General features: G+C 35.5%; 25 protein-coding genes, 1 tRNA gene and 1 other RNA gene. 9 read left to right on the forward strand and 18 right to left on the reverse strand.

Annotated elements, in window-relative coordinates; translation table 11 throughout:
- Nucleotides 1-9: 9 nt before the first annotated feature.
- The 3 genes from phoU to LKV13_RS00205 are packed head-to-tail and all read right to left on the reverse strand — an operon-like array spanning nt 10 to nt 2,099.
- Nucleotides 10-681, reverse strand: coding sequence for a phosphate signaling complex protein PhoU (gene phoU / locus LKV13_RS00195; RefSeq protein WP_229088504.1), 672 nt, complete (start codon nt 679-681; stop codon nt 10-12).
- A gap of 11 nt (nt 682-692) precedes the next feature.
- Nucleotides 693-1,706 carry a hypothetical protein gene (locus tag LKV13_RS00200; RefSeq protein WP_229088505.1) on the reverse strand — a complete coding sequence of 338 codons (1,014 nt, stop codon included), beginning with the start codon at nt 1,704-1,706 and terminating at the stop codon, nt 693-695.
- A 6-nt stretch (nt 1,707-1,712) separates the two neighbouring features.
- The gene (locus LKV13_RS00205) at nt 1,713-2,099 is read right to left on the reverse strand and encodes a nickel-dependent hydrogenase large subunit (RefSeq protein WP_229088507.1); all 387 of its coding nucleotides are present in this window, start codon (nt 2,097-2,099) and stop codon (nt 1,713-1,715) included.
- Nucleotides 2,100-2,171: 72 nt separating this feature from the next.
- On the opposite strand from LKV13_RS00205, the gene LKV13_RS00210 reads away from it, so the two are divergent.
- A complete protein-coding gene (locus tag LKV13_RS00210) occupies nt 2,172-2,717 on the forward strand; it encodes a ribonuclease HII (protein WP_229088509.1) in 546 nt (181 codons plus the stop codon).
- Between the two features lie 9 nt (nt 2,718-2,726).
- Here the strand turns inward: LKV13_RS00210 and LKV13_RS00215 are convergent, their stop codons facing one another.
- A complete protein-coding gene (locus LKV13_RS00215) occupies nt 2,727-3,083 on the reverse strand; it encodes a DUF3276 family protein (RefSeq protein ID WP_229088511.1) in 357 nt (118 codons plus the stop codon).
- Between the two features lie 153 nt (nt 3,084-3,236).
- Between LKV13_RS00215 and LKV13_RS00220 the strand changes: the two genes are divergently transcribed.
- Nucleotides 3,237-3,308: transfer RNA gene (locus LKV13_RS00220), tRNA-Gly, on the forward strand.
- Between the two features lie 8 nt (nt 3,309-3,316).
- Here the strand turns inward: LKV13_RS00220 and ssrA are convergent.
- Nucleotides 3,317-3,677: a transfer-messenger RNA gene (ssrA, locus tag LKV13_RS00225) on the reverse strand.
- A 120-nt stretch (nt 3,678-3,797) separates the two neighbouring features.
- On the opposite strand from ssrA, the gene LKV13_RS00230 reads away from it, so the two are divergent.
- The 3 genes from LKV13_RS00230 to ung all read left to right on the forward strand — a co-directional run bounded on the left by LKV13_RS00230 (nt 3,798) and on the right by ung (nt 6,005).
- The gene (locus LKV13_RS00230; protein WP_229088513.1) at nt 3,798-4,481 is read left to right on the forward strand and encodes a queuosine precursor transporter; all 684 of its coding nucleotides are present in this window, start codon (nt 3,798-3,800) and stop codon (nt 4,479-4,481) included.
- A gap of 50 nt (nt 4,482-4,531) precedes the next feature.
- Nucleotides 4,532-5,218, forward strand: a complete 687-nt coding sequence (locus tag LKV13_RS00235) for a VUT family protein (RefSeq protein WP_229088516.1) — start codon at nt 4,532-4,534, stop codon at nt 5,216-5,218.
- Nucleotides 5,219-5,333: 115 nt separating this feature from the next.
- Nucleotides 5,334-6,005 (forward strand): uracil-DNA glycosylase, encoded by a 672-nt coding sequence (ung, locus tag LKV13_RS00240; protein WP_229089642.1) that lies wholly within the window; start codon nt 5,334-5,336, stop codon nt 6,003-6,005.
- Nucleotides 6,006-6,091: 86 nt separating this feature from the next.
- Here the strand turns inward: ung and secG are convergent, their stop codons facing one another.
- The 8 genes from secG to trxA form a co-directional block, all read right to left on the reverse strand.
- Complete coding sequence (gene secG / locus LKV13_RS00245; protein ID WP_229088518.1) at nt 6,092-6,442, reverse strand: preprotein translocase subunit SecG; 351 nt, start codon at nt 6,440-6,442, stop codon at nt 6,092-6,094.
- 1 nt (nt 6,443) lies between these two features.
- Nucleotides 6,444-7,226 carry a triose-phosphate isomerase gene (gene tpiA / locus LKV13_RS00250; protein ID WP_229088520.1) on the reverse strand — a complete coding sequence of 261 codons (783 nt, stop codon included), beginning with the start codon at nt 7,224-7,226 and terminating at the stop codon, nt 6,444-6,446.
- A 2-nt stretch (nt 7,227-7,228) separates the two neighbouring features.
- Nucleotides 7,229-8,407 (reverse strand): phosphoglycerate kinase, encoded by a 1,179-nt coding sequence (locus LKV13_RS00255; protein WP_229088521.1) that lies wholly within the window; start codon nt 8,405-8,407, stop codon nt 7,229-7,231.
- A gap of 32 nt (nt 8,408-8,439) precedes the next feature.
- On the reverse strand, nt 8,440-9,447 hold the full coding sequence (gene gap, locus LKV13_RS00260) for a type I glyceraldehyde-3-phosphate dehydrogenase (protein WP_229088525.1): 1,008 nt from the start codon (nt 9,445-9,447) through the stop codon (nt 8,440-8,442).
- 65 nt (nt 9,448-9,512) lie between these two features.
- Nucleotides 9,513-11,495, reverse strand: coding sequence for a tetratricopeptide repeat protein (locus tag LKV13_RS00265; protein WP_229088530.1), 1,983 nt, complete (start codon nt 11,493-11,495; stop codon nt 9,513-9,515).
- Nucleotides 11,492-12,268: a hemolysin family protein gene (locus LKV13_RS00270; protein WP_229088532.1), complete on the reverse strand. Its 777-nt coding sequence runs from the start codon at nt 12,266-12,268 to the stop codon at nt 11,492-11,494. The genes LKV13_RS00265 and LKV13_RS00270 overlap by 4 nt, the downstream gene beginning before the upstream one ends.
- Nucleotides 12,268-12,717 (reverse strand): rRNA maturation RNase YbeY, encoded by a 450-nt coding sequence (gene ybeY, locus LKV13_RS00275; protein ID WP_229088535.1) that lies wholly within the window; start codon nt 12,715-12,717, stop codon nt 12,268-12,270. Before ybeY ends, LKV13_RS00270 begins: the two co-directional genes overlap by 1 nt.
- 85 nt (nt 12,718-12,802) lie before the next feature.
- A complete protein-coding gene (gene trxA / locus LKV13_RS00280; protein ID WP_229088536.1) occupies nt 12,803-13,156 on the reverse strand; it encodes a thioredoxin in 354 nt (117 codons plus the stop codon).
- A gap of 69 nt (nt 13,157-13,225) precedes the next feature.
- Here trxA and LKV13_RS00285 point away from each other — a divergent pair, with 69 nt between their 5' ends.
- A complete protein-coding gene (locus LKV13_RS00285) occupies nt 13,226-13,948 on the forward strand; it encodes a 16S rRNA (uracil(1498)-N(3))-methyltransferase (protein WP_229088538.1) in 723 nt (240 codons plus the stop codon).
- Between the two features lie 42 nt (nt 13,949-13,990).
- On the opposite strand, the gene LKV13_RS00290 is transcribed toward LKV13_RS00285, so the two are convergent.
- Genes LKV13_RS00290 through LKV13_RS00310 form a run of 5 tightly spaced genes read right to left on the reverse strand, consistent with a single transcriptional unit; the run spans nt 13,991 to nt 18,981 of the window.
- Entirely contained in the window at nt 13,991-14,995 is a 1,005-nt protein-coding gene (locus tag LKV13_RS00290; protein ID WP_373464035.1) for a PASTA domain-containing protein, read from the reverse strand.
- A gap of 50 nt (nt 14,996-15,045) precedes the next feature.
- Complete coding sequence (gene fmt / locus LKV13_RS00295) at nt 15,046-15,996, reverse strand: methionyl-tRNA formyltransferase (RefSeq protein ID WP_229088540.1); 951 nt, start codon at nt 15,994-15,996, stop codon at nt 15,046-15,048.
- Nucleotides 15,993-16,490 (reverse strand): peptide deformylase, encoded by a 498-nt coding sequence (gene def / locus LKV13_RS00300; protein ID WP_229088542.1) that lies wholly within the window; start codon nt 16,488-16,490, stop codon nt 15,993-15,995. The genes fmt and def overlap by 4 nt, the downstream gene beginning before the upstream one ends.
- A 26-nt stretch (nt 16,491-16,516) precedes the next feature.
- A complete protein-coding gene (locus LKV13_RS00305) occupies nt 16,517-17,206 on the reverse strand; it encodes a hypothetical protein (RefSeq protein WP_229088543.1) in 690 nt (229 codons plus the stop codon).
- Complete coding sequence (locus LKV13_RS00310) at nt 17,203-18,981, reverse strand: aminopeptidase P family protein (protein WP_229088544.1); 1,779 nt, start codon at nt 18,979-18,981, stop codon at nt 17,203-17,205. Before LKV13_RS00310 ends, LKV13_RS00305 begins: the two co-directional genes overlap by 4 nt.
- Before the next feature lie 132 nt (nt 18,982-19,113).
- Between LKV13_RS00310 and LKV13_RS00315 the strand changes: the two genes are divergently transcribed.
- Genes LKV13_RS00315 through LKV13_RS00325 form a run of 3 tightly spaced genes read left to right on the forward strand, consistent with a single transcriptional unit; the run spans nt 19,114 to nt 21,735 of the window.
- Nucleotides 19,114-20,001 carry an HAD family hydrolase gene (locus tag LKV13_RS00315; protein ID WP_229088545.1) on the forward strand — a complete coding sequence of 296 codons (888 nt, stop codon included), beginning with the start codon at nt 19,114-19,116 and terminating at the stop codon, nt 19,999-20,001.
- A gap of 8 nt (nt 20,002-20,009) precedes the next feature.
- Nucleotides 20,010-21,251 (forward strand): aminopeptidase, encoded by a 1,242-nt coding sequence (locus LKV13_RS00320; protein ID WP_229088546.1) that lies wholly within the window; start codon nt 20,010-20,012, stop codon nt 21,249-21,251.
- A 16-nt stretch (nt 21,252-21,267) separates the two neighbouring features.
- Nucleotides 21,268-21,735 (forward strand): divergent PAP2 family protein, encoded by a 468-nt coding sequence (locus tag LKV13_RS00325; protein WP_229088547.1) that lies wholly within the window; start codon nt 21,268-21,270, stop codon nt 21,733-21,735.
- Nucleotides 21,736-21,737 lie beyond the last annotated feature (2 nt).

Genomic DNA, 21,737 nt, shown 5'->3' on the forward strand with positions numbered 1-21,737 from the left:
TGGACTCTCCTAGGCTAAATTCACCTTTTCTCCTACCTTAACAAAATAAAGCAGCTCACCTATCGTAGCAACATGATCTCCAACTCTTTCTAAAAAGCTATTTAAAAACAAGATATTTAGAAGATAATCCAAATTTTCCGGGTTATTTTTCATAGCATCAATTACAACTGTTTTTTGCTTGGAAAACAGTTTATCTATGATGTTGTCATACTTTACTATCTTAAGTATCTTAGTAAAATCTCCATCAAAGTAAGCGTCAAAAATACTTGAAAGCATATCCTTTGCCGTATCTGCCATCTCCCTCAGAGGTTTAAGATAAAGATCGACTGTACAAAAATCTGCAACGTTAGACTCCAGGAGAAGCACAACCTTTACAATTTTAGTAGAATGATCTGCAATACGCTCAAGAGAACTTATTATTTTAATAATTGCCAGTATTTCTCTGAGCTCCGTGGCTACAGGATGTTCAGTAGCAATAATTCTTCCACATAAATCCTCAATATCATATTGATAGTCATCTATTATTTTCTCATCCTCATTAATGATTTTTTTAGCCAAATTTTTATCTCTAGACTCCAAAGCTATTAAGGAATCTTCTATTATTTTAAGAACACATTCCTTCATGTCCCAAAGATAATCTCTTATCACTTCAAGTTGTTTGGTAAGTTTGCGTCTAACCATACAAAATCCTCCTAAAAAAACCTTTTTAAAAACAAATACCCCAACCTAGACGCCTCATAATAATTACTAAAAGGATAATCATCAACAACCTTCTTATAGAAACCAAGTGCCTTAAGAAAATCCCTATGCCCGCTCTCCGTCTCATGCAATCTACCCAATAAATAATTGTATCTATCTGGAAAACCTGCGCTTACATATTTTGAGAAATACAGAGAACTAAAATTTAAAAAAAACTCATACTCCCCACTTAGTAACAAAAACTCAAGAATATCAAGATAAACATTTTCACTAAAATCAATATTATTCTCCACTAGTAATCTAGCATCCTTTAGCACATTTTCTACTCTATTCAACTTAATTCCAAGGTCAATAAGATGCAAAAAAATCTGAGTAAAGTGCTTGTCTCTTAAACTTAAGTAATTTTCATAGGAATTTAAATAATCTCCATTCCTATAATAAAGATCGGCCTTTAGTAAAGTATATTCACTCTCATTAAAATTATGACCATCAAGTAATTCAATTGCACCCTTATAATCATTAATATAGGATAAATTTAAAGCTCTTCGGATAATCTCCTTAGCGCTCAAGCCAACGTTCCCGTTCTTCAGTTCAACACTTTTATCTATTTGAATATTTTCGTCTAACTCCCCCTCACCCAACTTGTTAGATACTTTTTGAGAAATTTTCAAAACTACATTTTTAATAAATTCTCTAGAATTTCTTACATTTTGATAACTGAAAGTCAACACAACACGCCCAACTTTATTCGAAGTTTGAAAATTAAAGGTAGCTCCTTCCTGATAGGATTCCCCCAAAAGCCTGATAAAAGAACTATTTTTAGGACTTTTGATATAAATCCAAGCATCATCCTTAAAAAAAAAATTAAATTTTGAATTAGTTCCTACCAAAAATTCTCTCTCTTTATTACTAAAATCAAGCTCATAAGTAGCGTAACCACCATCAGCAGCCAGTAGGGATACTGCATTTACAACGAAAAATAAAACACTAAAACAAACCTTATTCACCCTTATTCACTTATAATTTTCCAAAATTCTGTCTATTACTGCCTCATTTTCCTTCTCTAAATCAATGCTAAATAAATTTTCCGGTTTTATCCAGAATTCCTTAAGAAGCTCTTCATCAACTGGCCGATGATTAGTCAAATCACCTTCTAATGCATTATTAGGTAGATAAGGCCTGGGAAAGAAAAAATCATTCATGTTGAGATTAGAATTTAAATCAAAATAAAAGCTCTCTTCATTAATCAACTTTAACTTTTTATTTAAATCTTCCTCTGTATTTTTACGAGTGACCTTAATAAGGCTGCTGGAGTAAAGATAAGTAACAAAAGCAACAACAACGGATAAAAATATCAAAATTAAAAAATACCTCTGAAAGTAAAACTTTCCTTCCCTCATAAAATCCTCCCATTACTTGGTAGATTATATATTAAATACAATAATTTCTCTATTGGGATAATATTGTTAGTTATGGTTTGCGGAATTGATGAAGTTGGAAGAGGGTGCATTTTTGGGCCAGTTTTAAGCGCGGCAGTTGTTTTTAAAGGAAAACCCAATTTTTTAAATGAACTAGACGATTCAAAAAAACTCAAAAAAGAAAAAAGGGAATATTTATCCTCATTAATACTTAAAAATTCATATTACGCCTTTGCGGAGGTGCCCAGCTCTATCATCGATAAAATCAATATTCATAATGCATCTCTCCTTGCTATGCAACTAGCATATGAAGAACTAAATATGAACTGTGATTTAGTTCTTGTAGACGGAAAATTCATTCCAAAAATAAGAGCTAAAAAAATCCAAGCAATAATCAGGGGAGACTCTATTATTAACGAAATAAAAGCAGCCTCAATTATCGCAAAAGTGCAAAGGGATAAGTTGATGGTCGAATATGACAAAACTTATCCCTTATATTGCCTAAAAAATAACAAAGGATATCCAACCAAAGAACACAAAGATGCAATAAAAAAATATGGAATCCTAAGTCTTCACAGAAAAAGTTTTAAACTCGCCTAAATAGATTCCTTAATAATCTCTGTTTCTAGATCCTCTTGAAAAGTGGTGATCTTTATCAAAATCATCACCTCTAAAACCTTCATTATGATCATCAAAATCATTATGCCTAGCACCTTCTGTAACATAACTTCCAGAAATTTTTTTCTTAATTACAGAAATTGCTCTTAACAAACTTGATTCAAATTCTTTAATATTTTCCTCATAAATAAAAACTGAATGCCTTTCAAAATCTCCGCTGGCATTTCTCTTACTCTCAACGATATTTAAAAAATAATCACCCTTCCTATTTTCTTTAACATTAAAAAAATAAGTTCTCTCAGAATTTGTAAATAATTTATCAGAATATATTTCCCCTCGCTCTCCCATTAATTCCTCCACTCAAAAAGCACTAATTTCACATCGGCTTTCATAAAAGCTAACACAATTGTACTTATTAAGGAAAAAAAATACTAGATAAACTCAATGATAAATTAATTGACATAAAACACATTTTTTTATAGAATCGGACTTGATGTTTTTGCGTCCTTCGTATAATGGCTATTACCTTAGCCTTCCAAGCTAATGATGTCGGTTCGATTCCGATAGGACGCTTAGCCCCAGTATGGAGGTGGCGGGATTTGAACCCGCGTCCTAAAGGAGATGGCGTGAGTCTCTACAAGCTTAGCCGGTGTTTTACTGAGTAAAAAGACGGGGACACCAGCGAACCATCAATTTACTTTCAAGTTAAAAGTCCCTAAAGACGCACTTGAGACATCGTTAGGCAAGCTTTGATGCTCTTGAGAAGTATAAGCTGAACCTCAAAGCAAAATCCAACAAAACTCCCTGCTAACCTAAGCAGCCATTACAAGATTTGAACTTGCAAAGTTACTATTTTTTGCATTTATTAAAGAAGTTTTAAGAGATTCACTCTGCCTGCAACCCATACCACCAAACCTTTTAGTCAAAATCCAAAACACCCCCGTTAGCACTTCGTTGAAGATTATAATATAAACGCAATAAAAAAGCAAAATATTTACTTGAAAAAACTTCCAAAGTTTTATAGCCATTGTATAATAGATTACCAGAAGTAACGGGGGTATCTTGAGTAACGAAGCTGTATGGTTTATTATGTTGGTCTGCACTTATTCGATCCTAATTGCCGTATACAAGTTTTTTGGAAAAAAGGGTTTGTTTGTGTGGGTGACATCGTCTGTGGCTATTGCTAACATTCAAGTTTTAAAGCAAGTTACGCTGTTTAGTCTTAATGCTACCCTTGGCAATATTATTTATGCATCCACCTATATTGCGACCGATATTTTGTCAGAATTTTATGGGCGTCAAGTTTCAAAAAAAGCAGTCTACATTGGATTTATAAGTTTCATGGCTTTTGCTACAATCACGAATATTCAACTTTATTTTTCACCAAACAAGCTTGATGTACATTTCAACAGCCTACAAAGCATTTTCTCTTCAATTCCAATTTTATTGGCTGCATCAACAACAGCATATGTGCTATCTCAATTAAACGACGTTCACCTGTACCAAATCATTAAAAATAAATATCCGAAGTTTCTATTCATGAGAAGTAGTGTATCGACCCTAGTGAGTGAGTTAATAGATACAGTAGTATTCGTGAGTATTGCAACGTATTTCAACATATTTCCAAAGGAAGCTTGTTTTGAAATAGCGTTTTCCACATACGTAATCAAGGCATCTGCTGGGTTATTGGGTTCTCCATTCATTTATGCCGCAAAGCTTGTATCGCAACAAAAGAAAATACGATGATAATTATTTGCTTAACTATTGGCTGCTAATTTGCTATAATTGACGCATCTATGGCAGACCTCCTTCTATGGGCATTCTTGTTGTTATCTGTGTATCTGTATCTGACGATATTTTACTATCTGTTCGGAAGATCTGGTCTTTTTTGCTTCACTGCTATTACTACAATACTTTCAAAAATTCTTATACTAAAGAGGGTGGTTATATTTGATCAAACTGTCAACCTAACGATAATAACATTCTTGTCAATCCTTTTTGCTCTTAATTTGATCACAGAAAAATATAATGCTAAATCGGCCGCAAAATGCGCAACTCTGGGTTTATTCATAAATGTGACTTTCGTACTAATGATTAATTTTACATTAGCTTTTCAACACAACTCGTTTGACACTTCGAATATACACCTTAAAATATTGTTCTACAACACGGCATATACTACAACAACTGTCGTTGGTACTTATATCATATACATATGTCAGTATGTGAATATATATGTGTATACTGCAATAAAACAGAAAAACATAAAAGCAAAGTGGGCGAAGCACAACCTAACTAGATTGACTACCTCATTGATGGCTTATGGGCTAATTGAAGTTTCCACGTACATGATTTCACATTTAAATCACGATTACAATATTGATTTTAATATAAAAGGCTCTTGGGTTTTTGTCCTGATGATAATGATAATAGATTCTTTCATCTATTATCTTTTGACTTCTCTTAAAGTACAAGAGGCTTAACTTGTATATTCTTCAGTGATTCTTCGCACAATTAAACATGAAATCTGGTCTGGGTGATAAAAATAAAATCAAGGTAGTATTTTTGAAAATAAACTATTTTTATATAATAGTAAAAATGCGGGTAAAAATCGAAAAATCTTGGATGGAAATACTAAAGGATGAATTTAACAAAGCATATTTTAGAGAACTTGTAAGCTTCATAAAGAATGAATACAAAACAAAAGAGGGAAAAATATTTCCTCCTCCGGGCCTTATATTTAATGCTTTCGATTCTTTACCATTTAAAAATATAAAAGTTGTTATTCTTGGCCAGGATCCGTATCATGGAAAAGGACAAGCTAACGGATTAGCTTTTTCTGTGAATTCAGACATTAAGATACCTCCATCACTACAAAACATATTCAAAGAAATAGAAAGAAACTTAAAAATAAAAACTATTCCAAGTGGAGACTTAAAAAGATGGGCTACTCAGGGCGTTTTTTTATTAAACTCAATACTAACAGTGGAGGAAGGGCTCCCTTCATCTCACAAAGAAATAGGATGGGAAATCTTTACAAACGAGGTAATAAGAACTATCTCAACAAGTCTGGATAACATTGTATTTATGCTGTGGGGTAGCTTCGCAAGGGGGAAAAAAAGTTTGATCAACACAGCAAAACATTTAATCCTTGAAACAAGCCACCCGTCTCCCTATTCCGCAAACAACGGGTTCTTGGGCTCAAACCACTTCAACCAAGCCCTAGAATACCTTAAAAAAAACAACAAAACCCCAATAGACTTTCAGTAACAACTCTTCTGGCAGTAACAACTCTTCTGGGGTCTAAAGCCAACTTATTAAACATTAAAAATGGACAAACCATCCGGATGGCGATGTCAGTCCTCTCTCTGCAAAGCCTTTTTATCATCTTCTTCACCCTCTCTTACGTCATCACCCCAAAACCGTGAACTTTTTTCATTTATCTTGACATCTTTCAACAAACTGTCATCAACCCTTTTCGTATTAATAAAGGACAATGTAACAACAAATATAAAAAAAAGCGCAATAAAAAATCCTGTAATCTTTATGGCAACATTCGAAGATTTGGCTCCAAAAATAGAAGAGCTTCCCCCACCAAACACCCCCCCAATACCATCACCCTGCTCATCTTGAAACAAAACCAAAAGAATAATCGCAAAAGAAGTTACAATAAAAAAAACAAACATTAAAAATCGAAAAAATTCCAAATTAACCCTCTCTACTCAACCGCCCAGCTACTTTATTAACTATACTTAAAAAAGAATCAGCCTTTAAAGACGCCCCGCCAATTAATGCTCCGTCAATATCTTCCTCCCCCATAAGTCCCTCTACATTATCCAAATTAACAGAACCACCATATTGGATTATAATATTATTAGCCGCTATTCTAGAATACATCCTCTCGATCTCAAGCCTAACCGCCTTGTGAACTTCCTGCGCCTCCTCTTTTGTTGCAGTTCTACCGGTTCCAATTGCCCACACGGGTTCATAAGCTAAAACTACTCTTCCGAGCTCAGATTCAGGCACAGAAGATATTCCCTTTCTAACTTGACTTAAAACAACATCCAAAGTCCTACCTCCTTCCCTCTCCTCAAGGGTTTCCCCGACACAAAGAATTAAATACTTAAACGGATGCCTGAGCCCCGTAAGAACCTTTTTATTCACTATCTCATCCGTTTCTCCAAGATAAGTCCTACATTCAGAATGACCAAGTATTACACAATCGACTCCAAATTCCAAGAGCATAGAAGGCGAAATTTCTCCGGTTTTAGCCCCAACATCTTCATAAGACATGTTTTGCGCTCCAAGAAGAACACCGCTTCCCCTGACAACACCACAAACTTTACAAAGAGACGTAAACGGAGGTGCTATCATGACTACAACATCATCCTTAATATGTCGCATACCATTTACAATACGCTCAGAAACACCCAAAGCCTCTACACTAGTGTAGTGCATCTTCCAGTTTCCCGCTAAAAATACCTTTCTCATACCTATTTCTCCAATACCTTTATACCCGGTAAAATCTTCCCCTCAAGATACTCAAGAGAAGCCCCGCCCCCTGTTGAAACATGAGTTATCTTTTCAGCTAAATTAAATTTATTAACAGCCGCTACAGAATCTCCCCCGCCAACAACCGTAACCCCAGGACAATTTGCTACAAAATTAGCAACCCTAGCCGTTCCTTTAGAAAAAGAATCGAACTCAAAAACTCCAAGAGGTCCATTCCAAATTACAGTCCTTGCACTTCCCAGAACACTCTCAATTTCTCCTAACGTCTTATCACCAATATCCATCCCAATCTTGCCATCAGGTATATCAATAGTATCAACATACTCAGGTCTAGAGTCAGCCCTAAATTCACTCGCAACAACATGGTCAAGTGGCAAAATAATCCTCACATTCAAGTCCTTGGCCTTCTTTAAAAAAGAAGTAGCTATATCAACACAACCGCCCTCTAAAAGAGAGTTCCCAATAGAATGTCCTTCTACCCTCAAAAAGGTATAAGCCATGCCCCCCCCAATTACCATCACATCTGATTTTGGCAAAAGAGACTCCAAAACCCCAATTTTAGAAGAAACCTTTGAACCCCCAATTATTGAAACAAACGAAGCCTCGGGACTCCTCAAAATCTTACCCAAAAATTTATCTTCTCTTTCCATTAAAAATCCACCAACGGCCGGCAAATAAGCCGCAACCCCCGCAGTAGATGCGTGAGCCCTGTGAGCGGTCCCGAAAGCATCATTCACGAAAACATCTCCATTCTGAGATAATTTTTCGGCAAACTCGCTGTCATTTTGCTCTTCCTCCCTATAAAACCTCAAATTTTCAAGTAAAACAACATCCCCATTCTTCATAAACGAAATAGCATTAACCACATCACTGCCCACACAATCAGAAAGAATCTTAACCTCCTGCCCCAACAACTCCGATAATCTAGCAGCAACAGGTTCAAGAGAATACTTAAGATCCCTAGCCCCATCTGGCCTGCCCAAATGGCTCATAAGAACAACTCTAGCTCCATGAGCCTTAAGATATTCTATAGTAGGCATCGCTGCTTTAATCCTAGTATCATCACCAATGCTCCCATCTCTTAATGGGACATTGAAATCGCACCTTACCAGGGCCCGTTTACCCAAAAAGTCAAAATCCTTTATCGTTCTTATTGACACCAATACAACCCCCCACCCACAACTATTTATATTTATTTAACTAATCTCTGCGCAAGGTCAACTACTCTTGTAGAGTATCCAAACTCATTGTCATACCATGAAAGCACTTTAACAAAACCATTCGCTAAAACCATTGTCTCAAGACCATCAACTATTGAAGAGTGAGAATTCCCCTTAATATCTGAAGATACTATAGGATCTTCCGTATACCCCAAAATACCACTAAGCTCTCTAGTATCAGACGCTCTCTTAAGAGTAGAATTTATCTCCTCTTTCGTAACATCTTTTTTCTTAAGCTGCACTGTAAGGTCAACAATTGAACCTGTCGGAACAGGAACTCTCATCGAAGTACCATTAAGCTTCCCCTTAAGTTCGGGCAAGACAAGACCAACAGCTCTAGCAGCACCTGTTGAAGTAGGAATGATAGATAAAGCCCCTGCTCTCGCTCGTCTGAGATCAGAATGCGGAAGGTCAAGAATCTTTTGATCGTTAGTATAAGCATGAACAGTAGTCATAAGTCCCTGTTCAATCCCAAAAGCTTCATGAAGTACTTTAGCAAGAGGAGCAAGACAGTTTGTTGTGCATGAAGCATTGGAAACAGCCTTCAAATCAGCACTAATGTCATGGTCATTCACACCAAGCACGATCGTCTTAATTTCATCCTTAGCAGGAACTGTCAAAATCACCTTCCTAGCCCCAGCATGCTCAACATGATCAATATATCCACCCCTATCACCTGCTGCTGTTGAGAAAACACCAGTTGACTCAATTACAACATCAACTTCAAGTTTTCCCCAAGGAAGGTTCTTCGGATCTCTCTCAGCAATAATCTTTATCTCCTTACCGTCCACTACAACTGCCCCCTCTTTCGCTTCAACCTTCCTATTGTATACCCCAAAAGTTGAGTCATATTTTAAAAGGTGAGCAAGTGTCTTAGGATCAGTCAAATCGTTTATGGCAACGATTTCAATCCCCCTTTCAAAAGCAATCTTGAAAACGTTTCTACCTATACGCCCAAAGCCATTAATAGCCAACTTCATACAAACCTCCATATTCTTATACCACTACTAGAATTATTAAATCATAAATTAATTAATAGCAAGTGTCAAACTATTTTTATGAAAACCGTATATCCCTCCTGAATATGGTCCCTTAAAAAATTAGAAGATTTCAAAACTCCCCTAGAGATATAATCGCCCACTTCTTCGATCAAAATTTCACCAAGAACATCCGATTTATCATAACTAATAAAACCAGAGCTATCATTATCATGTCTTAAAGCCCCTTCCTTGAGAACCAAAAATATATCGTCCTTTTTAACATCGTTCACGCGCCCCAAATTAATAAGGGCATCCTCCTTTCTAATTTTAAGTATCTTCCCTTTTTTAGGTAAATAATTATTAAAATCCCTAGAAAAAGAACTTAAAATTTCACTCAAATAGAGAACTCCTCCCGAATTATAATTAAAAGTACCAACCTTAACACCTGTTCTACCCGAATAAACATCAACCCCTAGCTTGGCCGAATTCTTAAAAATATCCACGTCAAGATCAAAGACCAAAAATAGGTCAAGATCATTACTCCTTGCGTAAGAAAACCCTTCAGAAAAGCTGCTTATTAAGTAGTCCTTATTTTTACTATGATCAAAGTTATAATTCACCACTTCTATAGCCAGATTGCGCTCAATTATCCGCTCAGCATACCTCAAAATCAACCCATTTGCCCCAAAGACTTTATTCTCATTCTGAGTAAAAATACCCACTTTATAAACCGTCCGATCATCATAAAGCTTATTTAAATCACCAATCGTCCTATATCCATACCTAAAAAACAAAGAACTTCTAATATCAAATGAAACCGTATCAAAAAAGTCCAAGATTCTAGGATCCAAAACATTTCTCTGATTTGCCAAGTAATAAAGTTCCTCATAAGCCATAATATCTAATTTTAGCAGTTTATAGATTTTCGCTAGCAAAAATCTAGCACTATCATTATCAGGATAAATATCAACAGCATTTTTTGCATTAAAAACTGCATCATCCAAATTTAAATTCTTAAAAGCTTTAAACCCTTCTCTTTCATACCGCTTAGAAATTTCCGTATTAATATTGTTGTCCTGAACAAAGCTTCTAAAGTTAGATACAAAAAAACCCTCCCCCAGAGCAATATCATAAAACTCTAAGTCTTTTTTCATATCTCTAGCTTTTTCCAAATTTAAAATTGCCCTGCCAAACTCCCCAAGTTTTAAACAAGAATAACCAAGTAAGTAATAAAGCTCATCAATATTCTTATCAACAAGTATTGCCTTTTGGAGGGCATCTACTGCATCTTCGTATTTAGACTGATAAAGATAAACAAGTGCAAGCAGGCGGTAGGCGTCAACAAAACCAAAATCTTTATAAGTGGTTCCTACCAACATTAAATAATTTTGAGCATATTTCTCCGCCACCCCTAAGTTTTGAGTAACAACATAAAATTCCGCAACCCTCTTATGAAAATCTGGAAAAGAATTAAAATTCCCCCTAACCTTGTTAATCAAATGCTGAGCCTTATCTCTCATGTCTAATTTCTCATAAATATTCATAAGACGCTCAAAGGCATCGTAATTTGTATGCCCATAGTCAAAAACTGAAAGGTAATAATTAGCAGCTGCAACAAGCAGCCCCTCTTCTTCAAAGATCGAAGCAAGTCCCACTAAAGCATCAACATTGTTTCTTTGCTTAAGAAGAACTTCAGTGTAAAATTTTTTAGCTTGATCAGTTCTTTTATTTTTAAGTAATATACTCGCATAAAGAATCTTATATTCAGTATCACCATTTGACATTTTGTGGGCTTTTTCTATAAAAAACTGAGCCTGGCTATATATTTTCAGCAAATAATAAATCTCAGCAATAAGCTTATATGCATCATAATAATCAGGATTTATCTTGACAGCCTCAAGGAGTTCGTCAATCGCATCATAATACCTTTGCACAAGGTAATACTCATGTGCCCTTTGGTAATATTCAACCGCCGTTACAGAACCTACCAAATTCCCAAAACTTAAATTCAAAATTAGAATAAAGCTCAAAAATCGACTCAAACTCACAACGCTTCCCTCTGGGAAATCCTTATCACCTTAATGTTCCTTTGGTGCATACTTTTAATAGTAAACGTCAAGTCATTGTACTCTATTTTTTCATTTTTCAAAGGAATTCTTCCAAACAAGTCATACACAAAGCCACCAAGAGTGTCAAAATCTCCTTCCGGAAGACTCAATCCAAGTTTTTCATTTAAATCTTCTATCAAAACTCTAGCAGTACAGAGGTAACTACCATCATCAAGAGAAACTATTTCGTCAAGCTCATTATCAAATTCATCTTGGATATCCCCAACAATTTCCTCAAGAATATCTTCAAGAGTAACAAGCCCCGAAACTCCTCCATACTCATCGACAACAATGGCAATATGCACGTGATTTTCCTGAAATTCCTTCAAAAGAGAATCAATTTTCTTGCTCTCTGGCACAAACATCACCTTACGCATAATTTCTTTTAAATCAATTTCATAAAAATCCTTCTTACACATATGAAAAAGGATATCCTTGGTATGAATTACCCCAATAATATCATCAATCGTTTCCTTATAAACAGGAAATCTTGAGTGATTACTAGATGTTACAACCTTCAAAACCTCGTCCTTACTCCCAAAATAATCAACAAAGACCACACTTATCCTTGGAATCATGATTTCCTTAACAATAGTTCTCTTAAGCGAACTAAAATTGTTTATCAAAGAAGTCTCAAACCTAGACCTTTCTTCACTATCCCCATCGGCACATCTCTTCCTCTTATTCTTAATGAAATTAAAAAAATTCAACATCAAAACACCCTTCTGGTTTGTCTTAAGACTTGCTCCTGGATAATTAACATCTCTTCCTTTTGAAAATCATTTGTTTTGTGATCGTATCCTATCAAATGCAGAATTCCATGTATAGTAACGCGCTGAAGCTCATCGTACATTTCAACGCCAAATTCCAAAGCGCTAAGCCTCAAATACTCAAGAGATATCACAAGGTCGCCCTCTATCACACGGCTCAGCCGACCACCCCCCTCCTCAAGATAATTAAAAGAAAGGACGTCAGTGGGTTCAAATCTTTGCCTAAACTCAATATTCAACTTTTGGATATAAGCATTACTACAAAGAACAACAGAAAGCTCAAACTCCCTAACGCAAAGACACTCCAGAACAGACAAGACAAAGCCGCGATAAACGTCCAAATATTCAAACTCAACATCTTCCGCCCACAAATTCAAACCTTCATCTTCCACCTCATCACACCCTAAAATAACCATAACCAAAAAGATATCATATAAACAGATGAAGTTCTCATTTCATAATCAACGCCATTTAAAATTAAATTTTAAAAAAATCCCTAATAGTATCCTCAAAGGCATCCTTTTGAAGGTACCCCACAGAAACCTTAGGCTTCTCTCCGACAGGAATAAACATGATAGTAGGAAGACCCTGAACACCAAGCGCCATAGAAATCTCCTGTTCCTTATCAGTATCCACCTTATAAAAATCTATCCTATCCCCATATTCCTTTGAAAGCTCATCATAAATTGGGGAAAGCATCTTACACGGACCACACCAGTCAGCATAAAAATCAATTATTGCAGGTTTCTTACCCCTAAAAGCCCATTCCTTACCATTTTCATAGTCGAAAACCCTATCAATAAACTCCTGCCTAGTTAAGCTAACCGCCATATCTTCTCCTAAATTAATAGATTCCTCATTATAACATAAATACAATATAATCGATAAGGGAAATATAAAATGAACTTAATGCTAATAAGCTTACAAGAGTTCAAGAATGGGATTTTTCTTGATGATTTTAGGGCAAGGCACATTACTGAAATACTAAATCTTGAAAATAATGAAAAATTTAAATTTGGAATCATTGAAGAAGAGTGGATTTATTCTTGTACATACAAAGAAGATACAAAGCTTTTTTTTAAGGAAAGTCATAAAATAGCAAAATCAAATAAACTAAAGAGGATAAAAGTGATAATTGGTTTAGTACGCCCAATAACAGCAAAAAGAATAATTAAAGACCTTGCCAGTATTGGGGTCTCCGAAATTATTTTTTTCAACGCTTCGCTTAGTGAAAAATCCTACTCATGCTCCAAGCTGTTTAAAGAAAAAAAATATGAAAAATATCTAATAGAAGGCGCCATGCAGGGCGGTATTACCTATATGCCAAAAATAAAAATTCTTAATAACCTGACGGAAGCATTAAAAAATGTAGAATGTGAAAACTTTGAGCACACAAAAATACTACTTGAGAAAAAAAGCAATAGCAATTTGACTGATATCACCATAACAACAGAAAACGTGGCCGTTGTTATTGGACCAGAGAGGGGGTTTACAGAAAAAGAAGTAAACCTCATAAAAGAAAATGGATTTATGCCATATTCCATCTCTTCGAACATATTAAGAACAGAAACAGTTACAATCGTATCCTCCAGCATCGTTGCATCAAAGATACTCCAAAAGTAAATTTTTTGATCTTCCCATGACTAATCTTCTAGCTTCGAAAGCCTAACTTACCATTGTCTGGTTCACAAGTTTATCATAAATGTAAAGCTCAATCACTGAACCTTTTGGTGCTTCATAAGGCAACTTAACAGACCCCCCTCTCGTCTTAAAGGAATAAAGTAAAGAACTATTCCCACTAGAATCCTTTATCTTAATCATTATCTCTACGCTGGAGGGGTAGTTATCCAGCTTATAAGTTAAAATACCAAAAACACTCAAATTATCTATCTTGGGTTCATCAACAGTAATTACCAATTTACTTAAATCTTCAATCCTAGTGTTTGCTGGCAAAGATTGAAGAATAACGCTTCCAAAATTGTTTCTCTTCACCAATTCTACGTCAAAAGCAATTTCATCATCTAAAAGAGAAACAATTGCATCCTTGTAATAAAGCCCAACATAGTTTTTCACATATCTAACCGAATCTCTCGCCTGCCCCTTACTCACTAAAAACTGAAGGTCAACCAAACCTGTAATTTTAGTACCCGGAGGGGGTTCTTGTCGTATTATTGTCCCTTTTGAAAGCTCACTCTCAACTTCAATAGGTTTTAGCACATGATAAAACAATCTGTTATTATTTACTGAATTAGCCTTCAAATTGATAAGCACATCATCAACATTCTTCCCAATAAAACTGTCAACCTTATTAACCACTGCTCCCCCACTTATAAACACCATAACCTTATTGTCGAGCCTTAAGGCAGTACCCGCTTTAGGTATCTGATCTATTACCCGCCCCTTATCAAGAGAACTTGATGAAAATTTAAGCTCAATATGAGGAATAAGAGCTTTATCTTGAAGCTCAGTCACAGCATCTTCAAGATAAAGTCCAACAAGATTTGGAACAACAACGATATCACTGCTCTTCAAAAATATAAAAAATATTGCACATGAAATAATTAAAGACCCAAAAATAGCAAGCACCAATCCCCTAACTATATGATTGGGCAGAAAAGGAATCTCTTCAAGGCTTATATCATCTTTACACAAACCACGGCGATCACCCAAATTCTTACCATCCAAAAACAAATTATCCTGGTCTTTATTGTCGCTCAATATTACGCCACCCCTAATTCAAATTTAAGAAAAATTTTTCCTATTAAATCTCTACTTCCATTATAAAAAGACCTAAAATCCAAAACCCTTCTCCCAGCTCTTTGGAGTTCTAATAGTAAAAGAATTCCATCTCCTGTCTTTACAAAAAGACCTTTATTGGGAGAAAATGAAACAATTTCCCCTATTGCTTGCTCACAATAATCATCATTCTTCATAAAGTCCGCCCTGTGAAAAATAATTTCATCCTCTCCCAACCTAGCCCTCGCAAGTGGCCAAGGATTGCAAGCATTAATATTATTCTTAATTTCAAAGGCGCTCAAACCAAAATCAACAGCCCCCTGTTGCTTGGTCAAAAAAGAACAGTAAGTTGCCTGACTTGAGTCTTGAGAAATTCCAGCATTTCCCTCTTCTACTTTACCTAAAGCTTCTAAAACAATATCCGCACTATTTAAAGAAACATATTCAAAAATATCAGCACTTGTGTCAAAGCTACTTATCTCAAACTGTCTCTGCGCCAAGATAGCCCCGCTATCCATTTCTAAAGCCATTTTTTGAACCGTAATCCCACTAATGCTATCTCCATTTAAAATAGCCGACTGTATAGGAGAAGGTCCTCTGTACCTCGGCAAAAGAGAAGGATGAACATTAACACTACCCAATGGAAAGATATCTAAAAATTCCTGTCTAAATATCTTTCCATAAGAGAAAACTAACATAAGATCCGGCTCTAACTCTTTAATTGCCCCTATCGTAGAAAAATCAAGCACAAGAGGATCCAAAACCGGAATACCCCTTCTAATAGCTTCAATCTTGATCCTATTTGCTTTTAAATTTAAACCCCTACCACTCGGCTTATCGGGTGCTGTTAAAACGCCAACAACATCATGACGATCGATCACTATCCTAAAAACCTCTAAAGCAATGCTACCAGAACTTGCAAAAAAAATCTTCAAACCCCAACACGCCTCCTTTTCTTCATGTAAGATCTTAATAACTTATTTCTAAGCTTATCCTCATAATAATCAATAAAAAGCACTCCTTTTAAATGATCCACCTCATGCTGAATAATTCTGGCCAAAAATCCCGAATTTTCGATTTTAAAAAATCTACCATTCTCATCGTAAGCCTCTACCGTAACAGCCGTTGGTCTTACAAGATCATAAAAAACTCCAGGAATACTTAAGCAACCCTCCTTAACAACAGAAAGCTCAAAAGAAGTCTCTGTTATTAAAGGATTGACAAAAATCAAAGGCTTCTCAAGCCTGTCTTCCCTTGCAACAAAAATAGACAGATTGAGCCCTACCTGGGGCGCCGCTAACCCAACACCTCCACTAGCATCCATTAATTTTACCATCCTAAAAGCCGTACTCCTAACCTCATCGTCAATACTTAAGACCGGCTGAGTCTGAACTCTAAGCAAATCATCGGGATATAAAACAATCTTCACAAAATTCCTAAACCACTTATCCAATACTATGTCTTTATCTTACCAAAAAGTTTCCACTCCTCATTACCCACTTCTGAAAAATAAATACTACCCTTCCTGGACTTAGGGAAAGCATAGAATTTACTCCCATCTTCGTCCTTAAATACCAAGTATTCCTTAAGTTCTATCTTTGAAGAAAAGAGTTTTTTATCCTGCCCATTCATCCTTAATCTCCAATTACCATCCAATGTCTTATAAAAAAAAACCTTGTCATCATAAGTGTTAATCTCATAATTATTCCCCTCATGAACGATACCATCTGATTTAGAAGTTCCTAAAACATAGCTTAAAAACCCTTTATCAAACTGAACAGCATCCTTAATAGCCCCTACATAAGAAGCCTTAATCTGTTCGCTCTTTGAATCAACAAAAAATAAAGTGGGGCTCTTGGTTAAACTAATTTCACTAAAAATCTCATTACTCATATCAACAACTAAAAAAACATTATTCTGGGCAACAAGCTTAAGAACCTTATTATCTTCAAAAGAATTCAGAAAATCGTTTATCAAATTATCCCTGATATCCTTTCCAACCAAAATTAAAACATTTTTATTTAGCCTTCTCGCTTCATTTATAGCATCTCTGTAAGAACTCTCAAAAATAACATCCGACGCTAATGCGTCTAAATTCACAAATCTAAAAGCAATAAACATTACCAAAAAGGCTATAATTTTCATATCTTACTAGTCAATCTCTCCAAAAACTCCAACTCTTCACCGCTAAGGTGCTCTTTCAAACTGAAATACACAAATTCATGATACCTATTAACGTATTGCAACTCATCTTCTGAAAGCATTTCAATTACAATTAACTCCTTTTCAAAAGGAACAAGAGTCAGGTGTTCAAATTCCAAAAAAGTTCCAAACTCATTCGAATAACTTTGCTTCACAAAAACTAAATTTTCAATCCTAATCCCGTGCCTAGAATCACGATAAATTCCGGGCTCAATTGAAGCAATTTCAGATCCTTTAAAGGAATAAGTAGAAAAAGGACTAATAGAAACAGGCATCTCATGCACATTTAAAAAAAACCCTACTCCATGACCCGTCCCATGAGAAAAATTTAACCCCTTCTTCAACAAAGGAAGCCTGGCAATCCCATCAAGAGAAGCGCCCGAGATACCAAATGGAAATTTTAAGGATGCAAGGGCAATAAAAGATTTAAGAACCAAAGTATAATCCTCCCTCTCCTCATAAGATGGCTCACCAATCAAAATGGTCCGCGTAACATCTGTTGTGCCAAGCTCAATATAGGAACCCCCAGAATCTATTAAAAGTAATCCACTAGAGTCTATTCTTCTAGCTCCTTTCTTAGGGCTATAATGAGGCAGTGCCCCATTTTCCTTAAATCCAACTATTGAACCAAAGCTAGAACTAAAAAACTCATTATTCATCAACCTAAAACTCAAAAGCATATCTGCAACGTCAACTTCATCCAACACAGATAGCTCATCCCTACTTAAACTCCTAAATCTATGCAAAAATTTTATCAGGCTTACAGCATCAATAACGTGCGCCTCCTTCATTTTTTCAATCTCATAATCAGATTTTATCGCCTTAAGTTCACTAACAACACTTTGTCCAAGAATTACATTTGACTCACCAATAGATTTTAATACCCTAACATTACTATCAACTGATACAAAAAACTTACCCTCATGTCTAATTTCCCTTAAGAATGAATAAAAACTACCATAGTCTTCAATCTCAAATCCCTCACTCTCAAGTGTCTCTTTTAAACCAGTATCAAGATTTAAAGCATTAACAAAAAGCACATTTTTGTGCCTCTTGCTCCTTGTAATAAATAAAAAAGCGTAAAATAGAGCAGATGGCTTAATATCCAAACCTCTCAAATTCAAAATCCAAGCTATTTCATCTAAAGAACTTACTATGTAAAAATCAACCATCCTTTCTTCCAGCTTCACCTTAAGATCACCAATCTTATCCTCTCGCTTATTGTTTCTCTGCGCTTCAGTTAGTTCAAATATCCTATTTCCTTCCAGTATAGGTCTATCACGCCAAATGCTTGAAATCAAGTCTTCTTCTAAAACTTCAATGTCCGTACCCCTACAATTCTTAACCAGCTCATTGTAAAGCGTTACACTAACACCCTCAGAATAAAAACCGAGCCTTAAGCCCTTAAGATTTATGTTGATGTAACTAAAAAGATCAGGATACCCCCTAACACCAAGCTTCATTAACTTAAAACCAGTCCCCTCGAGTTCACTTTCAGCCTGCAAAAAATATCTACCATCGGTGAAAAGAAGCACATCCTTATCTGTAACAACCACCGTCCCAGCACTCCCTGTAAAACCCGTAATAAATTCACGCGCATTGAACCTACTGTGGGAATACTCACTCATATGCGGATCGCAACTTGCCACCAGATAAGCATCAATACCACTCTTTACCATCAAATTCCTCAAAAACAATACCCTAGTTCTAATATCCATACAGGCAAGCTCCTTTAAACCAATAACTCAGTAAATATAGTAAGTTGCTTTCATTATAACAAATAATTCAATTTTAAAAAATTTCTTTATTTGTTATAATCTACACATAGAAGTAAAATCGAAGGATAAAGTATGGAAAATGTTAAGGCTGTTGTTTCTGATCTCGACGGAACGCTTTTGCTTTCAAAAAGCCAAATGGGAGCTTTTAGTGAGCTTGTGATAAAAAAACTTACTAGGGAAAATAAAAAGTTCATTATTGCAACGGGAAGAAGCAAGAGTGAGATAATACCTTTTACAAAAAACTTAAGCTCAGACGTCTCATTTTTTATAACATTAAATGGCGCAAGAGTTTACAACAATGAATGGAAACTGATAAACAGCTATGATTTATCTTCTGAGATTGTGGATGAAATTTTAAACCTTAGAGAAGACAAGTATCACGACATACCCCATCTTTTACAAAAATCTGATGGTGTAGAAGACAGTCTTTATATTGACAGAATAACTAACAAAGCTATTAATAAGAAGATAGGTGAATATGAATCATCAAAAAGACACAAGTACATGGAAAAGGAATTGAAGGATAAGAGCATAAAGTTTTGTGAAGTCAATCACTTCAGAGAGCTTCAAAACTTTAAAAACATAGCAAAAATCCTCTTGTATGATGAAGAGCCAAACCTAATAAGGTATGAGGCTATGATACTGGAAAAATACAGACAAGAAATAAATGTTTATCTATCAACGCCTCACTCACTTGAAATTGTTAACAACAAAGTTTCAAAGGGAAGTGCGTTAAAGGATGTTTTAAAAATTATCAACATTGATTTGAGCGAAGTAGTTGCGTTCGGAGATGGGTTTAATGATGTTGATATGCTGGAAAATGTAAGAAAAGGGCTATTAATGGGTAATGCAAATTATAGACTTAAGGTAATGTTATCCTACCTGGAGGTAATAGGAACAAACGATGATGAGGCGGTTGCTCACTATATTAACGACAACATTTTGGAAGAGCCTGTTTAGGAGACAATGTGGAAGAAGATTTAATCAAATATGCGGAACTCATTATATTGAAGGGAATTAATTTACAAAAGAACCAGTGCGTGTTGATCACAGGTTCAATTGAAAATTATGATTTTTTAAGAACTCTTACAGAAAAAGCTTATGAATATGGCGCGAAGTATGTGGAGCTAGCTATTGAAGACATTGATATTTTAAGGACTAGATTAAAGTACTCATCAGAAGATTTACTGGAATTTACTCCAAGGTTTAAGAACGAATTTTTTAAAGAAATGATAGATGAAAGGTGGGCAAAAATACGAATTGATGACACAGAAAATTTAGATGGACTAAAGGATATTGATAGCAAGAAAATATCAAAATACTTTAAGCAGTTAAGACTGGTGTCTAGACATGTTTCAACCGCAACGATGAGCAATGAACTGTCTTGGTGCGTGGTGTGTGCTCCCGGTCCAAAATGGGCTTCAAAAGTTTTGAACAAGCCTAACAATCAAAAAACCTTGGAAGAATTTTTTGAAATTCAGAAGAAGATACTGCTACTTGACTCAAAAAATCCGATAAAGGCTTGGGAAGATCATGATGTAAAACTTCATCAAAGATGCGAAATTTTAAACAAACTTAAACTGGAAAAATTGGTATTCAAAAATCATAAAACAAATTTAGAAGTATGTCTTTTGGACACTTCCGTCTGGACGGGGGGAAGCGAAAAGATAAAGGGAACAGATATTGAATTTAATGCAAACATACCCACAGAAGAAGTTTTCACAACCCCAGACTATAGGAAAACAAGCGGTGTTGTATATGCTACAAGACCGGTTATGATCCTTGGGAACTTGATAACTGGAATATGGATGAAATTTAGCGAAGGAAAAGTAGTTGACTTTGGTTGCGATGATGAACAATCAAGGATAATACTTAAAAGACATATGGAAACCGATACACAATCAAGGTATATAGGAGAAGTTGCATTAGTTGATAGTCGTTCTCCAATTTACCAAAGTGGACTTATATTTTACAGCACACTGTATGATGAGAATGCAAGTTGTCACATTGCGTTGGGTAGTGCCTATTCCTCTTGCTTAAACAATGAAGAAAAATTGAAAACTGATGTTGAAAAACTGAGTTATGGATGTAACGTCTCTTTAATCCATACCGATTTTATGATTGGGAGCAGCGACATGGATGTTATTGGGGTCGATGGGAAGGGAGTGAAACACCTAATAATGAAAGATGGAAAATTCTCGATACGATAAGCTGGGGTAATTAGTCGTGATAAAGGAGTTATTTACAAACGATCTTTTTTTATCCTGTTTTGTGTCGGGGATCGCTGCGCAAGTTATCAAGTATGCTATTCAGGCAATGAAAACAAAAAGACTTAAGTTAAGTCCATCCTATCTTGTAAAAAGCATCTTTCTGGAAACTGGAGGCATGCCTAGTAGTCATTCTTCAACAGTTACGGCTCTTGCAGTGTCAATATTCATAACAGAGGGAATAAATACTAATTTCATTATTGCTCTTGCATTCGCTCTGATAACAATAAGAGATTCCTTTGGTGTCAGGTATATGGCAGGTGTTCAAGCAGAATATCTTAATGATTTATCCGAGCAATTAAAAATCGCAATTGAAATCGAGCCATTAAAAATCAAAGTGGTAAAAGGACATAAAAAAAAGGAAGTATTTACGGGTGTACTTATTGGGATAATTTCCGCATGGGCAGTATGTCATCGAATAACATAGAT

The sequence above is a fragment of the Candidatus Borrelia undatumii genome, from assembly GCF_020882015.2.
Taxonomy (GTDB): Bacteria; Spirochaetota; Spirochaetia; order Borreliales; family Borreliaceae; genus Borrelia.